Annotated in this window: 16 protein-coding genes; 6 read left to right on the top strand and 10 right to left on the bottom strand. The window is 36.9% G+C overall.

Going from position 1 to position 17,021, the window contains the following annotated elements:
- Positions 1-15: 15 nt before the first annotated feature.
- A complete protein-coding gene (locus tag LDX58_RS11990) occupies positions 16-558 on the top strand; it encodes a cysteine hydrolase family protein (protein ID WP_227937069.1) in 543 nt (180 codons plus the stop codon).
- A gap of 937 nt (positions 559-1,495) precedes the next feature.
- Positions 1,496-1,666: a hypothetical protein gene (locus LDX58_RS11985; protein WP_227937068.1), complete on the top strand. Its 171-nt coding sequence runs from the start codon at positions 1,496-1,498 to the stop codon at positions 1,664-1,666.
- Positions 1,667-2,118: 452 nt separating this feature from the next.
- Here LDX58_RS11985 and LDX58_RS11980 read toward each other — a convergent pair whose 3' ends face one another.
- Positions 2,119-4,212: a transglycosylase domain-containing protein gene (locus tag LDX58_RS11980; RefSeq protein ID WP_227937067.1), complete on the bottom strand. Its 2,094-nt coding sequence runs from the start codon at positions 4,210-4,212 to the stop codon at positions 2,119-2,121.
- A gap of 465 nt (positions 4,213-4,677) precedes the next feature.
- Between LDX58_RS11980 and LDX58_RS25940 the strand changes: the two genes are divergently transcribed.
- Positions 4,678-4,800 carry a hypothetical protein gene (locus LDX58_RS25940; RefSeq protein WP_265416676.1) on the top strand — a complete coding sequence of 41 codons (123 nt, stop codon included), beginning with the start codon at positions 4,678-4,680 and terminating at the stop codon, positions 4,798-4,800.
- Positions 4,801-5,273: 473 nt separating this feature from the next.
- Here the strand turns inward: LDX58_RS25940 and LDX58_RS25935 are convergent, their stop codons facing one another.
- The gene (locus LDX58_RS25935) at positions 5,274-5,399 is read right to left on the bottom strand and encodes a hypothetical protein (protein ID WP_265416651.1); all 126 of its coding nucleotides are present in this window, start codon (positions 5,397-5,399) and stop codon (positions 5,274-5,276) included.
- A 311-nt stretch (positions 5,400-5,710) separates the two neighbouring features.
- Between LDX58_RS25935 and LDX58_RS11975 the strand changes: the two genes are divergently transcribed.
- Complete coding sequence (locus LDX58_RS11975) at positions 5,711-5,896, top strand: hypothetical protein (protein WP_227937066.1); 186 nt, start codon at positions 5,711-5,713, stop codon at positions 5,894-5,896.
- Between the two features lie 547 nt (positions 5,897-6,443).
- On the opposite strand, the gene LDX58_RS11970 is transcribed toward LDX58_RS11975, so the two are convergent.
- The gene (locus LDX58_RS11970; protein ID WP_308017511.1) at positions 6,444-6,752 is read right to left on the bottom strand and encodes an isoprenoid biosynthesis enzyme family protein; all 309 of its coding nucleotides are present in this window, start codon (positions 6,750-6,752) and stop codon (positions 6,444-6,446) included.
- 466 nt (positions 6,753-7,218) lie between these two features.
- On the opposite strand from LDX58_RS11970, the gene LDX58_RS11965 reads away from it, so the two are divergent.
- Both LDX58_RS11965 and LDX58_RS11960 read left to right on the top strand, forming a co-directional pair.
- Complete coding sequence (locus tag LDX58_RS11965) at positions 7,219-8,223, top strand: DUF3231 family protein (RefSeq protein ID WP_227937065.1); 1,005 nt, start codon at positions 7,219-7,221, stop codon at positions 8,221-8,223.
- 255 nt (positions 8,224-8,478) lie between these two features.
- Positions 8,479-10,473 (top strand): LysM peptidoglycan-binding domain-containing protein, encoded by a 1,995-nt coding sequence (locus LDX58_RS11960; RefSeq protein WP_227937064.1) that lies wholly within the window; start codon positions 8,479-8,481, stop codon positions 10,471-10,473.
- A gap of 334 nt (positions 10,474-10,807) precedes the next feature.
- Here LDX58_RS11960 and LDX58_RS11955 read toward each other — a convergent pair whose 3' ends face one another.
- The 7 genes from LDX58_RS11955 to spoIIID form a co-directional block, all read right to left on the bottom strand.
- A complete protein-coding gene (locus LDX58_RS11955) occupies positions 10,808-11,119 on the bottom strand; it encodes a hypothetical protein (RefSeq protein WP_227937063.1) in 312 nt (103 codons plus the stop codon).
- Positions 11,120-11,518: 399 nt separating this feature from the next.
- Positions 11,519-11,941 carry a 3-hydroxyacyl-ACP dehydratase FabZ gene (gene fabZ / locus LDX58_RS11950; RefSeq protein WP_227937062.1) on the bottom strand — a complete coding sequence of 141 codons (423 nt, stop codon included), beginning with the start codon at positions 11,939-11,941 and terminating at the stop codon, positions 11,519-11,521.
- Positions 11,942-12,044: 103 nt separating this feature from the next.
- The gene (locus LDX58_RS11945) at positions 12,045-12,725 is read right to left on the bottom strand and encodes a DNA-directed RNA polymerase subunit beta (RefSeq protein WP_227937061.1); all 681 of its coding nucleotides are present in this window, start codon (positions 12,723-12,725) and stop codon (positions 12,045-12,047) included.
- A gap of 265 nt (positions 12,726-12,990) precedes the next feature.
- Positions 12,991-13,830: a flagellar hook-basal body protein gene (locus tag LDX58_RS11940; protein WP_227937060.1), complete on the bottom strand. Its 840-nt coding sequence runs from the start codon at positions 13,828-13,830 to the stop codon at positions 12,991-12,993.
- A gap of 284 nt (positions 13,831-14,114) precedes the next feature.
- Complete coding sequence (locus LDX58_RS11935) at positions 14,115-14,936, bottom strand: flagellar hook-basal body protein (protein WP_227937059.1); 822 nt, start codon at positions 14,934-14,936, stop codon at positions 14,115-14,117.
- Between the two features lie 416 nt (positions 14,937-15,352).
- Positions 15,353-16,357 carry a rod shape-determining protein gene (locus LDX58_RS11930; RefSeq protein WP_227937058.1) on the bottom strand — a complete coding sequence of 335 codons (1,005 nt, stop codon included), beginning with the start codon at positions 16,355-16,357 and terminating at the stop codon, positions 15,353-15,355.
- Positions 16,358-16,486: 129 nt separating this feature from the next.
- On the bottom strand, positions 16,487-16,771 hold the full coding sequence (spoIIID, locus tag LDX58_RS11925; protein WP_227937057.1) for a sporulation transcriptional regulator SpoIIID: 285 nt from the start codon (positions 16,769-16,771) through the stop codon (positions 16,487-16,489).
- Positions 16,772-17,021 lie beyond the last annotated feature (250 nt).

Raw genomic sequence — 17,021 nt, 5'->3', positions numbered from 1 at the left:
GAAGAGGTGAAGAAAATGACAACAGCTTTATTAGTGATTGATATTCAAAATGATTATTTTCCAAATGGAAAGATGTCTTTAACAAATCCGGAGCAAGCAGCACAAAATGCGGCGAAACTGCTAACACACTTCAGACAAACAGGCGTACCAATCTTTCATGTACAGCATATCACAGAAGGTGAAATCGTTCCTTTTTTCCATCCAAATACAGAAGGTGTAGAAATTCATGAGTCAGTACGCCCATTAGAAGGCGAGACAGTCATTGTAAAACATATGCCGAATAGCTTCTTCAATACAAACTTACATGAAAAGCTACAAGAGCAAGGCATTAAAGAATTAATCGTTTGTGGAATGATGTCACATATGTGTATTGATGCAACAGTACGTGCAGCAGTTGAACACGGTTATGCATGCCAAGTGATTGAAGATGCTTGTGCAACAACAACATTACAAATTGAAGATAAAATCATTCCTGCTGAGCATATTCATTACGGATTTATGGCGGCATTAAATGGCATGTATGCAACAGTTAAAACAACAGAGGCATTTTTACAATAAAAGAACTTCCTTTGGAAACATAACGTCTTCTCTTTCAAAGAAATAGATGTTTCAACAACTTAAAAAAGGCTGTCCAGAAAAAATAACTTCTGGACAGCCTTTTTTCATTATACTTTATTTTGTTGTTCGATATAAGCATTCTCTCATAAAAGTTACTTCTTTAAACACTTGGCTAAAATCTTTTAGAAAAGAGCCAAAATTAATAACTCTTCTTCCACTAAAGGAGCATTATATATAGTATCTGTTCCAAACCATTGATATGGTGCACCCTTTATCATTGTTTCCATGTAACCATAGATAAGCGTTTAAGAACTTGACGTCGAGCCTCTGTGGGCATCATTGTTCTTGAAAGCCTGAAACCGTTGTTTCATCATGCCTATCATACCCACCTCTCCACGTAAAGTCCTATGTTTATTGACGTTAAAAACTATAATTACTTACTATATATAATGCTTTAACAAAGATACAAATTTGGCTTTTTTCGAATCTTTACTTACGTTATATACGGTGGAAAATCATACTATATATAACTGCACCGTTACTTCAATAAGCAAGTGGCGATGCCTTATTCAAGCATCGCTACCCGTTAGCCATCCATGAATCAAACCTTCACCACAGAAAATGAAAGTTTATTACGTTCTTTCATGATAGTTTAAGTGTAACACTTCACAATATTTTAGTTTTAAACTTTTGATATAGTAAAAAGAGGACTCTTTTCATAAAATGTGGGCTTTAATATTCGCTTGGCTAATAGGAGCGGTTCCTTATTCCGCTATTTGCCACAAATTCCTTGTTTGAGGGATGTTTTTGGATCCTCGTTCCGTTATTTGTCTTTTTCATCGCTATTTTCCATTGATTTTACACGATTAGCGGAACCAGAATCCGTTTCGACTATTTTGAAACAGCTTTTCTACCTTTTAACGGAATGAGAATCCACATGGCTATAGCTGTAGGATCTGTAGGATCATTCCCAAAACCTTTTGTTTGGATTATGGCTCAGTACTCTAATGTCACGCTGCCATTATTGAACTCTTCTGCCTCGTTAGCGCAAGAAGAAAAAGGAGCTGCCGTTACTTCAAATCCCACTTTTCGTTCAAGCACCCTTTAGTGTAAGTGTAATCTTTCACAATATTTATTTTTTAACATGTATAAGTTCATATCTTTGATATGCTCTATAAGAACGAAAGATGGAAACAAGAATTGTAAGGAACAAGTATAGTGAAGAAACCAACAATCATCAGAATCCCTGGAAGAAAGATGCAAAATAACATTAGTATTCCACCGACATACAATGGTATAGAAAATGGGCGGATTACAATGTTTCACACTTGGTTAGTTAATTGTGAAGAATTCTCATCTAATTCAATTTGAAATCTTGGAAGAGTGTTGGCGGTAGTAACAAGTACAATTCCCACGCTGAACAAGATTTTTTAGGATATACTAGAGGATAAATAAAAAAACAGTCTATTGAGGTCCCAACAGACTGTCTTTCTACTATAGGATTCTGTTTACTATCTATATTTGAAAAAAGGTCATTAAGATTTGTATTGAGAGGTATAATCATCCTTCTTTCTTCTTCTTCTCTTCTTTCTCTTTTCCTTTCTTCTTCTCTTCTCTCTCTTTCTTTTTTTCTTTCTTCTCTTCTTTTCTCTCTTTCTCTTTTTCTTTCTTCTCTTCTTTTCTCTCTTTCTCTTTTTCTTTCTTCTCCTTGTATTCTTTCTTGTTATCCTGTTCCTTTATCTTCTTTTCAATTAATGACAGATCAAATTCTTTGTTAGGCAATTCATTTATGGATTTAGAAAGGATTTTTTGAAAAATGGTTGCAGCTGTGACACCACTAGAAGATGTCAAGTAATGTTCTGGATCAGTTTGATCATAACCTAACCAAATTGCACCAACGATATCTGTTGTATAGCCAATAAACCAATGATCCTTTGAACCATCAGAATTAGAAAAAGGCAGCTGAGTCGTACCTGTTTTTCCAGCTACCTCCAGTCCGGGAATTTGTGCCCTTGTAGCTGTCCCTTGTTCTACAACACCTCTTAGCATATATGTCATTTTCTGAGCAACTACCGGTTCCGTTATTTGAACAGACTGTTCACTCCATTTTCCAACTAATTCACCTTCTGAATCCTCTATTTCTATTATAGAATGGGCTTCCATCATTAATCCGTTATTAGGAAATGCGGAGAATGCCTGAGCCATTAGCAAAGGGGATGTCCCTTGATGCAAACCACCCAATCCTAACCCAAGACTATGATCTTCTTTTTCTAAAGGGATACCGAATCGTTCAACTGTATTTACACCATTTTCAATTCCGATTTTCTGTAATAGCCATACTGGTGGTATGTTATAGGAATGGATTAATGCGTCATACATTGTGACTTGTCCACGATATTGTCTATCAGCATTTTGAGGTTGATACCCATCTATATTGATCGGTTCATCTGCCAACATATCATCGATGTCGTAACCTTGCTCCAATGCAGGAGTATAAACCGCGAGTGGTTTCATCGTTGATCCCGGTTGTCTTATTAATTTTGTAGCATGGTTAAATCCATACGTATCATCTCCTCTTCCACCTACTATCGCACTAATTCCACCGGTTTTTGGATTAAGAAATATGGATCCACTTTGAATAAGTTGATCTGGTTTACTAGCTGGGAAATTAGTTTCATCCTGATAAATCTCTTCAATCGTATCCTGAATGACAGGGTTTAATTCCGTATAAATATGAAGTCCTCCAGATAGAACCTCATTTTCAGTCAAATGATACTTATTTATTGCTTCATCAATAATATGATCAACATAATAAGGGTATTTACCTTTGTACTTGTCACCTATCTTGTCACCTTCTAATACAATAGGTTGTTCCTTAGCCTTATCTACATCGCTTTGATCAATGTATCCTTCATTTTTCATTAGGGTTAAGACAATATTTCTCCTCTCAATCGCCTTGTCTAAATTCTTTATAGGCGAAAGAGCAGAAGGAGCTTTAATTAATCCAGTGAGCATTGTAGACTCACTTAACGTTAATTGGTTTACATCTTTTCCGAAATAAACTTGAGCAGCACGCTGAATACCCCACGCTCCTTCTCCAAAATAAATTTGATTTAAGTACTGTTCTATAATTTCATCTTTGGAGTAGGTACGTTCAATTTTTTTAGTCAGAATGAATTCTTTTACCTTTCGTGTATATGTACGTTCATGTGTTAGAAAAGCATTTTTCGTTAACTGCTGTGTAATTGTACTTCCACCTGATACAATTTCTCCACTGATCATGTTTTGGAAAAATGCCCGAATGATCGCTAGATAATTAATTCCATTATGTTTATAAAAACGTTGATCTTCTATTGATATAACAGCATGTATTACGTCTTTTGGAATTTGATCTAAACTTACCCCTTCGATACTTGAATTGGAAATCTTACTTGCAATATCTCCGTTTTGATCATATATAATAGTTGGCTGCGGAGCTGGATTTTCCAATTCACTTACATCACTTGTCCAAATCAAGATATTAAGGATGAGCAAGCAGCTCAAGACGGCTACTATACCTGTCAATACTAGCTTCCCCCTCACACGTTTTGAACGAAAACCACTCCATATCCTCTTAGACGGTTTTCGTTGCTGTCTTCTTTCTATTCTTCCCACGTCTATTCCCACTTTCAAACCTTTGAATTATAACATCGTGTTACGTATTGATTTATTGTTAAATAGATAATATTTTAAGTCAATAAGAAATTAGCCTTGCTAAGATTTTAGTTTCTAGCAAGAAATCCGAATTCTAGCAAACTAGAATACCACCTACACCTATCAACATAAACCCTTGATACGTGCTTTATATCTACTTTACTTGCTTTTCGACTCTCCAAGTTAAGTACCTCCGATATGCAAAAACAGTAAAATATAATAAAATTTATTATAACATTCTTTGTTCAACAAACGTGCCACGTTAGTACAATTACTTCAACAAGAAAGAGCATCAATCCTTCTTGGATCAACGCCCCCTTAGAATTCCTGTAGAGCGTTAAATTTCAACTTCGAAAAAAATAGAGCTCCTCAATAAGATGATTATACACACACAACACAAAATCATCAGTAGGAGGAAGCTCTACTTTGAAGTTTAAAATGCAAGACAAACAAAATCAACTAATTGAAAGAATTTCAGACAAACATCTTGTCGTAGGCGTAGACATTGCACAACAGGTTCACGTAAAAAAAAGCCCACTCACTAGTTGAATTAGCTAAGCATTCTGTTGGTAACCAACAAGCACACGATGCTTATAATTTACACCTAGAACAATTACTTGAAGAATTTGATCTCGCTACACCCAACTTGAAAGAATCGAAAAAGAAGTTACTGACGTGCTTAAGCAAACTTCTTTCGAAGAAACATACCACTCGATATAGAAAGGATTTTTGGGGGAATAGCCGTCACCCTGGCTATTGAAGGGGTCGTTTTAACACCGATTGTTTGGACTTAGTATATACCTTTTTATCATAAGAAAAGACCCAGTGCTAAACTAAATAGTTCCGTTTTTGTGGAGAAAAGTAAAGAAACAAATCAAAACACCATAGTTGCAGTGGAATTGTATAGTAATTAGCAAAAAAAGCTTAAGGATATAGACTATCCTTAAGCTTTTTTGGTGTTTCACTAACGCATCTATCTATAGTTGAAATAGGGCAATGTTCTAGCTGAATATAATGGTGTGCTACTCATCATCATCTTCGAGCTTTTCAAGTAATTCCTCTACAAACAAATGGTTAAAATTGTCATTTTGTATCTTTTTCTTCGTTGCCCATTCATAAAGCAATTCCGCTATTTGTTTACCATTCATTCAATTCCTCCTTTACAAGAACCTCTATAATATTCAGAATATTCATTTTCTATTAACACGGTTATACTATTATTAAAATTACATATTTTTACAATGTTATATATCAAAAAACTCCTTCTGTAAAATATTTAATGGATTGTTCTACTAGCCCTTACTTCGATAAGAACAGCCATAGACCCTTTTCAGAGCATTGAACCAGTTAGTATAAGCAACTTACTAATCACAATTTTAACTGTTTATTTTATGTCTGTATTATTTCGGAAATAACTTTCTAATTCTTGAATAGACATTAGTTAAAAGGAGTGATTTAATTGAATGGTTTTCCGCTTTTATACTTATCTTGTATTCTTGCAGGATTTGCACTAGTAAGAGTTCCGTTAAATGGATTTTTGGCACCATTAGAACCTTTAGCAATTATTGTAGGAGTTCTTGCGATTCTGTTATTTTCATGTGTCCTCATTTTCAAGGGTGTAATGGTTCTAATTGGGAAAAGATGAAATATGAGCTCAGACAAATGTCTGAGCTATTCCTGTTGAAGAATCGTTAACAATGAGAAAAAGGACGCATCAAGCAATCCATCTGTTATTTTCATTTATAAATATAAGGTTTAACCTATATTATTGTCGGGTAAGTTAAATAAATTAAACCTTACAATGGAGGTACATATGTCACTTTACGGTAAACTGCCTAATGATGTACTTATAGAATTTTATTATGAAATTCTCAGTAATATGGAACGAGACGTATTAACTGAAAGTATGCATGTTGAATTAGACTTAATAGATGAGGTAGCCAAGCGTAGAGGTACTACAATAATTACGAAAAGAATAGTCAATCATTAATGTTTTCAAAATGCAGTATCATCATACATTACAAGCAACCATTGTTAAACAATCCTGTCACGTTAGTTTAAGTCCAATCTCCCACAAGCTTCTTATTAACGTTGATAAAAAGTAAAACAATCGAGTATAAAATCCTGTGCGATTTCATACTCGCTTTCATATGATATTTATAACGTTTCTCGGTTATCGAAACTACTTAGTGCTACACTGGGTCTCCCTGCTTAGGAAAACTTGTAACATTCATGACTAATGGTTGGAAACCTTTTGGACAAGTTTGTATCCACTCGCCTAAACAAAGTGTAACTTCAGGCATTTTATCTTTTACTGGCTCAAGAATCTGTAAGTATTCTTCTTTATTGAAGGCTTGTTTGAATAATTTACTTACTCGCGTTAAGATTGTGTACTTTACATCATTGCCGATTTCTTCATGATCTTCAATTTCATCAATCGCTCGAAATACTAAATAAGCAGCTGCAACCGTATGTTTTAAATCCTTTTGTAAATATGTTATTGGAATATAAAAAGTCCGGCTGGTCTCTTTTAGTAACGCATTGCATCATTTTTAAAATTAATTCCACTGAATAAATTTTCCCATCAGTTAGATACTAACTCTAGTGTTATTATTTAACACTAAACTCAATGTGGAGGGATATACTTTGAATACTCTTTTTAATTTATTCTCAGGCTTAATTACTGCGGGAGTTAGAGTAACATTCTTCTTTAGCAATATCATATTCAGATTAAATACGATGTTAAAGATGCAATCTCTAAATTAAATTATTGAATATTCATCAAGTATTACCTGTTTACATTGTTCACGAAAAGGCAGGCAAAGTATTTTGCTTGCCTTTTTTAGTTAATACACCATTCATATATATGATAGTTCTCAAGGATTCAAACTTTATTATTTCTCTATATTTTTAAAGAAATTTATATTTCTATCCACATTAGTAAAATATATCTTATGAGGTGATTTTATGGATAAAGAGGATTTAAAGCTCACATCTGCTGAGATAGGGACTTTGTGGGCAGAATATGTTAATGGTACAGCTGTTGATATTGTAAACAAGTATATGTTGTCCATTATTGAAGATGAAAAGATAAGAGCAATTTTCGAAGATGCGTTAAATACATTTGAAAAACAAAAGAAACAGATAACTATGTTTATTGAAAACGAAGGATTTCCTGTCCCAATTGGATTTACTGATTCAGACCTTAATAAAGGGACAAAAAGATTATTTTCGGACATATTTTGTTTACACTATTTACACATTATGACATTACATGGCTTATTAGGACACACAACATCACTTAGCGCCTCTGTAAGAAAGGATTTAAGATATTTTTATGATTCATGCGATAATGATGGAAAAAGAATGTACCATCAAACAATTGAATTACTTTTAGAAAAGGGACACTTTCAAAGAGACCCTTACTTTTATTCTGAAGCAACTCCTGAGTTTATTTCAGGTCAACAATTTTTAGATGGCTACTTTGGGGACAAACGACCTTTAGCTGCAACTGAAATTATCAGTCTTTCGTTTAATTTGAAAAAGAAAGTACTGGAAAAGACTCTTTCAATTGCATTTAGCCAAGTTGCTCAATCTAAAGAAGTGAGAAAATTTTTAGAGTCATCACAAAAAACTTCAAATAACCAAATTCAATCACTAAGTAATATATTAAAAAAAGATAATTTGCCTGTACCAATGTCTTGGGAATCAGAAGTCACAACTTCTAAGGATTCACCTTTTTCAGATAAGTTAATGTTGTATCATATTGGATTCCTACTACAAACTGCACAAGCCTATCATGGATCAGGACTTGCTTCCGCAATGCGAACAGACCTTGCAGTTACTTATGAAAAGGTTATATTGAAAAACTTGATGGTGACAAAAGAATGGTTCAATATTATGACGCAATATAAGTGGTTAGAGCAGCCCCCGCTTGCTCCGAATAGAAAAAATCTTGCAAAAGACACATAATTAACTAATTGGCACCTCTCGTTAATGGGAGGTGTTTTATATTTGACCAAAAGTTCTTATTTAACAAAACTGCTCGTTAGTTCAACAAAAAAACCTACCTCGATGACTACTCCGATCTTTAACTCTTGTGGTATTAATAAGTGATTCAAATGAGTTAGAAAACTAGGTTTTTTTCCAATAACTTTACATTGCACGCATTACTGTATCGAATTATTATAAGCTAGTATTCTTAAATTATAGAAAGCTGGTGAAGCATTGATAAAAAAATTGATTGTTATTTTTTCAGGTTTAATGATTGCCTTGTTTTTTAGTGGAGTTACAAATAGTATGGCTTCTACTGATAATGAGCCACCTGAAGTTGTAAATAAAGTTTTATCAACAAGCACAATTGCCTATCAAGGAAATACAGTTCCTGGCTATGTCACTATTACGCTAGATACAAATGAACCGACTCGTGGATATATTCTTGCTGTAAGAGACGATGGCCGTCAAACGAAAATAAATTTAAATGACTTTAAAACAAAGCATGTCGTAAGTTGGGTTCCATGGGATGACCAAAAAAGAGAACCGCTTCCGCCTGGAACGTATCATCTAAAATCCTATTTAAGTGACGCATCCTATAACTCTGCTCAAGGATTCCCAATTGGACAAATTACCATTGTTAATGAACCCAATCCTAAAGCACTTGTTGACCTTTTAAGTATCTCAAATGCAAGTATTTCACCTAAATATGCAAGTGATGAGACTTTAACGACGTTCACCTATAATTTAAGCCGTCCTGCTGAAGTTCAAATCGCCATCCAAAAAAACGGTGTTGATTATTTTCAAACAACGAAAATGAAGCTTGATTTGGGTAAGTACAACTTTGATTGGAATGGGAAAAACGAAAAGAGTGGCCTTTTAAAAGATGGGGAATACGATATTGTTTTTAAAACAATCGAACTTGCTTATAACTACCCAGCCACTTCGCAAACCATTCAAAAAATTGGGAACATCACAATCTCAAATGGAGAAGGTCAAATCCCTCAATGGAGACTTGAGGAAATTATTAGCGATGCTTCATTCGATTCTAAAACGCTAAATAGCGATGGTACAGTGTCTGGTAACTTTACAATCGCCGAGCCTGCAAAAGCTACTGTATATATTTCAACAGCAGCAGGCAGTCACATGAATCATGTCTATTCTACATCACAGGAACTTCAACCTGGAACCTATTCCTTTACATGGAACGGAAAAGACATGATGAACAGCAAAGCACTTAATGGTACGTATTACATTAAGATCAGCGTCACTGAAGGCTCTGGTTCTCATGGATACATTACATTAGGCGACCCAGTAACGATAAGTAATCATAGATCAATTTTACCTTTAGACCCAGAAAAACAAGTAAAAGTAATAACAGAAAAGACACAAATGAAGGTTTACCCAATGGACCAAGGCTACATCGCTGTAAAAAACGAGCTTCTCTCTTTAATTTCCGAATCAGTTGACGATGGTTACTATAACGTTTTAGTAAAAGGTGTACCTGGCAAAGTAAAAATATCAGACGTTGAACTTGTGGATTCCGCACCAGATACTGCACCAACCACGCCATTAAACCCTAAAGTGACTACAACGTACACAGTGGTAAGTGGTGATACACTTTGGAAAATTGCTCAAAAACACAATACGACCATTAATGACATTATCGAACTGAATCAGTTGGATCTTAACAAATCTTTAATGATTGGACAGGTTTTACAGCTCCCTGTAACTAAAGACCTTCTTGAGTCAGGAAATATTATCCATGTCGTACAATCAGGTGATATGTTATGGAAAATTGCCCATATGTACGGAGTTACCGTTAATGCTATTCTGTTAGCAAATAACCTGTCAGATTTAGATTATCTACGTATTGGACAAAAACTCATTATTCCAGCTGGGCAGCCCAAAGAAGAAACACGACAAGACATTTATGTTGTGAAATCTGGTGATACCCTTTGGAAGATTGCTCAAACAAATGGAGTAACAGTCAACGATCTTGTACATGCAAATCAATTAGATAGTGGCAGTTATTTATCTATTGGTCAAACTTTAGTCATTCCAGTTCAGCAGTCAGCATACAAAACGTATACTGTCCAACCTGGTGATACATTATGGAAAATTGCTCAGGCAAATCAAGTAACCATTCAACAGCTTGTTGATTGGAATCAATTAAATGTAGATACTCCCATTCATGTAGGACAACAGTTAAAAGTTTTAACTTTATAGAAATAGAAAAAGGACATGCGAGTACAAACTAGATCTGCTTTGTTAGTCTCTTTGAACACTCTTGTTAGCAACGGTGATAAAATCATCAAAAAACGAGTTTGAAGAAAAATTAATTTATACCCAATTGTTAGTCTATACGATAACGGATGGATGCGGACATTCATGCTTGCCATCAGAAGCAAGGCTCCTGTGGGATGAATTCTTTTCGAAGTTTACGCGAAAAGAAGATGGTACCATTAAGTATATGAATTAATGCTTGATTCTACTATAAGCTCATAAGCTTAAAAGGACCCTAACGCATTAGCTGCGGTAGGGTCCTTTTTTATGAAATAAATTAGTTTGTTTCTTCTTCAGCGAGCTCGTCGCCTGTTTCTTCACCTTCAACATCTACATCAATTTCTTCTTCCACTTCAAGTTCTTCACCATCTAATGCCGGTTCATCAACGGTCGGCTCTTCCATTGGTGTTTCCTGTGCTGGCGGTTCACCCATTGGTGTTTCCTCTGCTGGCGGTTCATCCATTACTGGATCTTCAATAGCTGGATCTTCTTCTAAAATTGGATCTTCCTCTGCAGGTGCTCCACAAGCTGTAATGACTCCCAGTGATAAGACAGCTGCTGCTGTTGTTAATAAAAATTTCTTTTTCATTTCATTACCTCCAAAAAAATTTTGTGATTAGCAGATGTTGTTCTCTCTGCTGTTAGTCTTTGTGTATCTTAACAAGATTATTCGGTAGCGTCTATACGTTGCGTTCCTTTTTGGTAATGTCTAGCAGGTCTCTCAAATTCTCACACTCTTTCCCATAATCGATATCAAAGAAACGAAGTAAATAGTAAAAACCTACCTCTTATTTGAGATAGGTTCCTATATAGTTTAACCAAGTTTAATGGGGAAATTCATGCATCATTGTGTCACATTTGTCAAAAGGAACCGGTTTACTACATTAGTAACCCTGGGCCTGATGACAGCCTTCATTTCTAATTAAAGTCAGTTGTTCTTCTGTATCGACACCATCACAAAGAACTGATACACCTAAGCTTTTTAAAACTAATTAATAGCAAAAATGATATCTGTTTCACATGCTATTTCACCGTTCACTGTAGCAATCGCATGACCTTTTCCAATCGGACCTTTTACTCGAGTTATCTCAACTTCTAATCGCAGTTGATCTCCGGGCTTGACCTGTTTTTTGAAACGGCAATTATCTATTCCAGCAAAAAAAACAAGTTTCCCTCGATTTTCTTCTGGTTTCAAAATCGCCACAGCACCTACTTGAGCAAGTGCTTCAACAATAAGAACACCTGGCATCACGGGGTAGTCTGGAAAGTGTCCATTAAAAAACTCTTCATTCGCTGTTACATTTTTTATTCCAACAGCTCGTTTTTTATCTTCTACCTCTTCAATTCGATCAATTAGTAAAAATGGATATCGATGTGGAATAATTTCCTTTATTTCTTCAATGGTTAACATGCTATTCATCCTTTCAGGTCACAATATTTTTCCTCATTATATCACAATTTAATTCTTCACTTTTAAGAGCCAAGACAATTTTAAACAAAAAAACCCGAGACAATTAATTGCCTCGAATTATATCGATAATGTGATACCATGTGTCTGGTTTAAGCACATCAACAGACTCACCGCCACCAATAACGCCGTACCCAAACAACATACCTAGAATTAAACTACCACCAATCAATAAAATGGAAATCAAAATCCGCAGCCAAATCGGAATCAAACGTAAGCGTGGTTTTTTCTCACGACGACGTTTTTTCCTTTTTTCTTCCCTTGTTTCTTCCTCAGATTCTTGCGAGGCTTCAACGACGGCAACCGTTTCCTGAGTTCCTTCTTGGTTTACCGGGGGTTCTTCTACTTCCTTAATCTCACCATCCGACAAATTCTGCTCAGCACTTTCTGCTAGCTCCTGCTCAGTTGTTTCCTCAGCACTAACAGTAGTTGTGTCCCGTTCTTCAAACGTCGCCTCACCGGTTTCAATTGATTCAGAAACATCCTTATCCAATTGGTCAAGCTCTTTTGCAGTAGCCATCGCTTTTTCATCAGATTTACTCTCCTCATCAAATGCCAACTCAGCTTCTTCTTGAAGAAGCTCTTTATCTTTCGAAGGCACTTCCTCGTCATTAGACGTGGTTGGCTCAACCATATCCGAGTTAGCTGTGGATGAAGGAAGACTTGTTTCTTCTGTCAGCTTTCTATTTGTATGTTGATTTTCTTGGTTTGATCGTTTTTTGGTCATCTTACTCTCCTCAAATCGATGAAGCTTGATTGATTTTTATCAAAAGGGCATCTTTTAAATGCGTAAAAGACATTTAATCCATTCAGGATATGCAAGATAGTGCGGCTTTTATGAGAAGATCTCTCATAATACGCTCTTAAAATCTTGGCTGCGTTTTTTACTTCCATTTAAAAGCTTAGTCCTTGGCATTGATTTCCTAAAGGCCGTAAGTGGCAATGGCTTCGATATTTCTTAAAAGGTGAAAATCAACCTTTTAAAAAATATCTTATCTACGTAATCCATTTACCAACCCTGACATTTCATCTGACATTGAAACAGCTCTAGAGTTAAATTGATAGTGACGTTGGGTCATAACTAATTCATTCATCTCACGACCTATGTCAACATTGGATCCTTCCAGAAAGCCTTGAGTTACACGAGTACCGACAGCTACATTTTCCAAGACATCACCTACGGCTAATCCGAGTGCCGCAATGTCTGGTAACCGATAAAGATTGTCGCTAATGGCATCAAGCAATTGCGGTTTCAATACTCTTGTTAAAGCAAATTCACCTACATTTTGTACGGTTCCATCATTTAGTGTTACAAGCAATTGTCCCTCTCCAGAGAGGCTAATAGATTGAAAGTGCGATGGCAAATTAATCCGGTTTCCTGCTCTATCTAAAACGAAATCGCCATTGCTTGTTACAATCGTTAATTGCGCCGGGTTGTTTTTGTCTTCCGTTAAATAAAACGTACCGTCACGTGTTAAGCGCTCCACAGGATTGCCGTTCTCCAACGTCTCGATCTGAAAAAAAAGATTGTTTTCAGTAATTGCAAAATCTAATTCACGATCTGTTGTCACTAAAGGACCTTGCTCTAGCCGAAGAGCTGTTTGCGCGATTTTAGCGCCTGTGCCAACACGTAAGCCATTAGGCGTTAAACGGCCTCCTTCGTACTGAACGGCTGACTGGTTATTCACTTGTTGAAAAAGCAAATCTGAAAACGTTGCCTCTCGTCGCTTAAAACCAGTCGTATTCGTATTTGCCATATTATGAGATATAGTATCTAGCTTGCGCTGAAGCTGGCCCATAGTCACTGATGCAGCAATCATCGATGTATTCATTATCATCCCTCGTTTATACTGTTGTTGGGCAATGGTTGGGTGGACGGTTGAATTGATTTATATATATCTGTCATTTTTAAGTCGGTGTTAATACTAGTGTCTGTCCTCATCTTCCTTAAGGCAGACGGTTCAACTTTGCTTACGGCCACGAGTGGCAATGGCTACGCACGCTGCACGCCTTTCCTGAGAAGTTCGCTCAGAAAAGGCTTAAAACATGGCAGCGGCTTCGCTCATTGCTTCGAGATAGTTAAAAAAGCTAAAACCATTCTTTTTTAATTATCTCTCTATCCAATCCGCCCAATCTCATTTACTGCTTTTTCCATACTTTGGTCGTAGGCTTGGAGGATTTTTTGGTTAGCTTCGAAGGAACGGTAGGCATTCATCATTTCTGTCATCGTTTGCGAGGCATCTACATTTGAACGTTCAAGGAAGCCTTGCTGCAGTTGATAGCTAATAGCTCCGTTGCCAATGGCTGTAGGAAGATTTCCTTCTCCTTCAAAACGTAAGAGACCGTTGCCTTCTTTAACGAGTTGCATTGGATCGTCTGCGTATACGACATTAAGTTGTGCCATTTGTACACCTGTATCGTTTGTGATGAAGCCAGCTTCATTTACTTTAAATTGTTCATTACCAACTTGAATTCGGTCGCCGTTAGTTCCTAGCATATAGTGACCTTCAGTCGTTGTTAAAAAGCCTGCTCCATCAATGGTGAAATTACCATTACGAGAAAAGCGCAAGTCGCCATTTTCATTTTCAACGGTGTAGAAAAGTGCTCCCGGACGTCCTGATTCCGTTTGCGGCATCACACCTTGTAAAAGAGCGATGTCTGTATTGTTGCTCGTTTCCATTAGATCACCTTGACGGAAATTCGGCATGCGTTCTTGGAGGTAAACGCCTGTTGTTAACTCACCAATTGTTGGAGCTTGTCCTTTTGGTAAGCTTTGTGTATTCATTGCTTTAATCAACATATTTGGAAAAGCTCTTAAAGATGCTTGATCGGCTTTGAATCCTGGAGTATTTGCGTTGGCTAAATTGTTTGTTAACATTTCTTGGCGTTGCTGCTGTGCAATCATTCCCGCTGCAGCCCCGTACATTCCACGAAGCATGATCGTTCCTCCTCGGTTTCTCTCACTATATATATCGTCTTATTTTTGGTTTTATTTAACTAAATGTTTATCGATTGATTGTTTTCTAAAAATCTGACCAAGTCCATGACTCATCAAAGGAAGAGGGAAGAGTTATTAGTCGTTCTTATGAAAAAAGGCGCTAGCTCGTGCATGGTATGCTTGCAGTGCGCCTTTTCAAGAGAAAAGTATGCTTGTTTATTGTTATTGCATCTTCATTAAGCAGTTTGCTATAAATTATAGAGATAGGAATGGCTTTTGCTTTGCCGTCGGCCACGAGTGGCAATGGCTACGCTCAGCTAGCACGCCTTTCGAGAAGTTCGCTCGAAAAGGCTTAAAAGATTGGCAGAGGCTACGCTCATTGCTTCGTCCGAATATAAAAAGGGAAGTTCGCCTTTTTATATTCGAACTTTCTTACTCGACATACGGTCTAAGTTTTCTAAAATGATACCTGTTCCTTTTGCGACGCAGTGCATCGGTTCTTCTGCGACGAGAACTGGGACTTTTAGTTCTTCAGCTAGTAATAAGTCAATCCCATGCAAAAGAGCGCCGCCACCTGTTAAGATAACACCACGGTCGATAATATCTGCTGAAAGTTCTGGCGGTGTTTGTTCGAGAACTTGTTTTGAAGCTTGTACAATGTAAGAAACAGACTCCATTAGAGCTGATTCTATTTCTTTTGAGTGTACCGTAATTGTACGTGGAAGTCCACTTACCATATCACGTCCACGTATGTCAATTTCCTCCTGACGCGCACCTGGAAATACTGTTGCGACTTGTACTTTGATGTTCTCAGCAGTACGCTCACCAATCAGGAGCTTATACCTTTTCTTGATGTATGAAAGAATGTCTGCATCGAAGCGGTCACCAGCTACTTTGATGGAAGAGGCGGTGACGATATCACCCATTGAAAGAACAGCAACATCGGTTGTTCCACCACCTATATCTACGACCATATTACCGCTTGGTTGAAAAATATCCATTCCAGCTCCGATTGCAGCTACTTTCGGTTCCTCTTCCAAGTACACATCTTTCCCCCCGCTTTTCTCTGCTGCTTCACGAATGGCTTTTTGCTCAACCGATGTGATATTGGTTGGACAACAAATTAGAATTCTTGGCTTAGAGAAAAGACTTTTGACGTTGATCTTGCCTAAGAAATGTTTGAGCATTGCTTCAGTCATTTCGAAGTCTGCAATGACGCCGTCTTTCATCGGGCGTAGGGCAACAATATTTCCTGGTGTACGTCCGACCATGCGGAACGCTTCCTCCCCTACTGCAAGTACTCTTTTCGTTCTTGTGTCTATTGCTACAACAGACGGTTCATTCAAGACGATTCCACTGCCTTTGACATATATAAGGACATTTGCTGTTCCTAAATCAATACCAATATCGCGACCAAACATGATTCTTTTTCCTCCCTGTTTTACCGAACATAATCGTATCTGTTATTACGATTTACTTAATGGTTAATTTTATCACAGAAATGTTCTCACAGGGGTTGTTTTCCTGAAAAAAGTTACATGATTTGACATTTACATTCTTGTTTTGACAATGGGATCTGAATCGTCTGATGTCTTTCTGTATTTCACTTTAGTTGCTTCTCCACCGCGCAAATGACGAATCGATTTGTGATACTCCAATATTTCTTTTACCTCATTTGCAAGCTCTGGATTAATTTCTGGCAACCTTTCCGTGAGGTCTTTGTGTACGGTACTTTTCGAGACTCCAAATTCCTTGGCTATCGTTCTCACCGTCTTCTTGGTCTCGACAACATACCTACCAATCTTGATGGTTCGCTCTTTGATGTAATCGTGCACACGACTCGCCTCCCTAATTCTGTGTTGGGTGATTGGTACAGTTTATTAGGGGGATCACGCAGATATACCATATTCTTATCAGGACGGGCTTGACTTTTCAGAATTGTGTGTGACGTTTACTAATATGACTAATCTCAATTAAGTCAGCTAGCGTCGTTTTGCCACGTTCTTCAAGATGATATAAAAGCTTACAGAAAAGATGAGCGATTGTTAATGCATCGCCTAGCGCCTGATGCCTGCCGTAGATTAT

Source organism: Alkalihalobacillus deserti, from assembly GCF_020734105.1.
GTDB lineage: Bacteria > Bacillota > Bacilli > Bacillales > Bacillaceae_D > Halalkalibacter > Halalkalibacter deserti.
The sequence above is the reverse complement of the archived record's forward strand: the minus strand, read 5'-3'. Positions and strand labels throughout refer to the sequence as shown.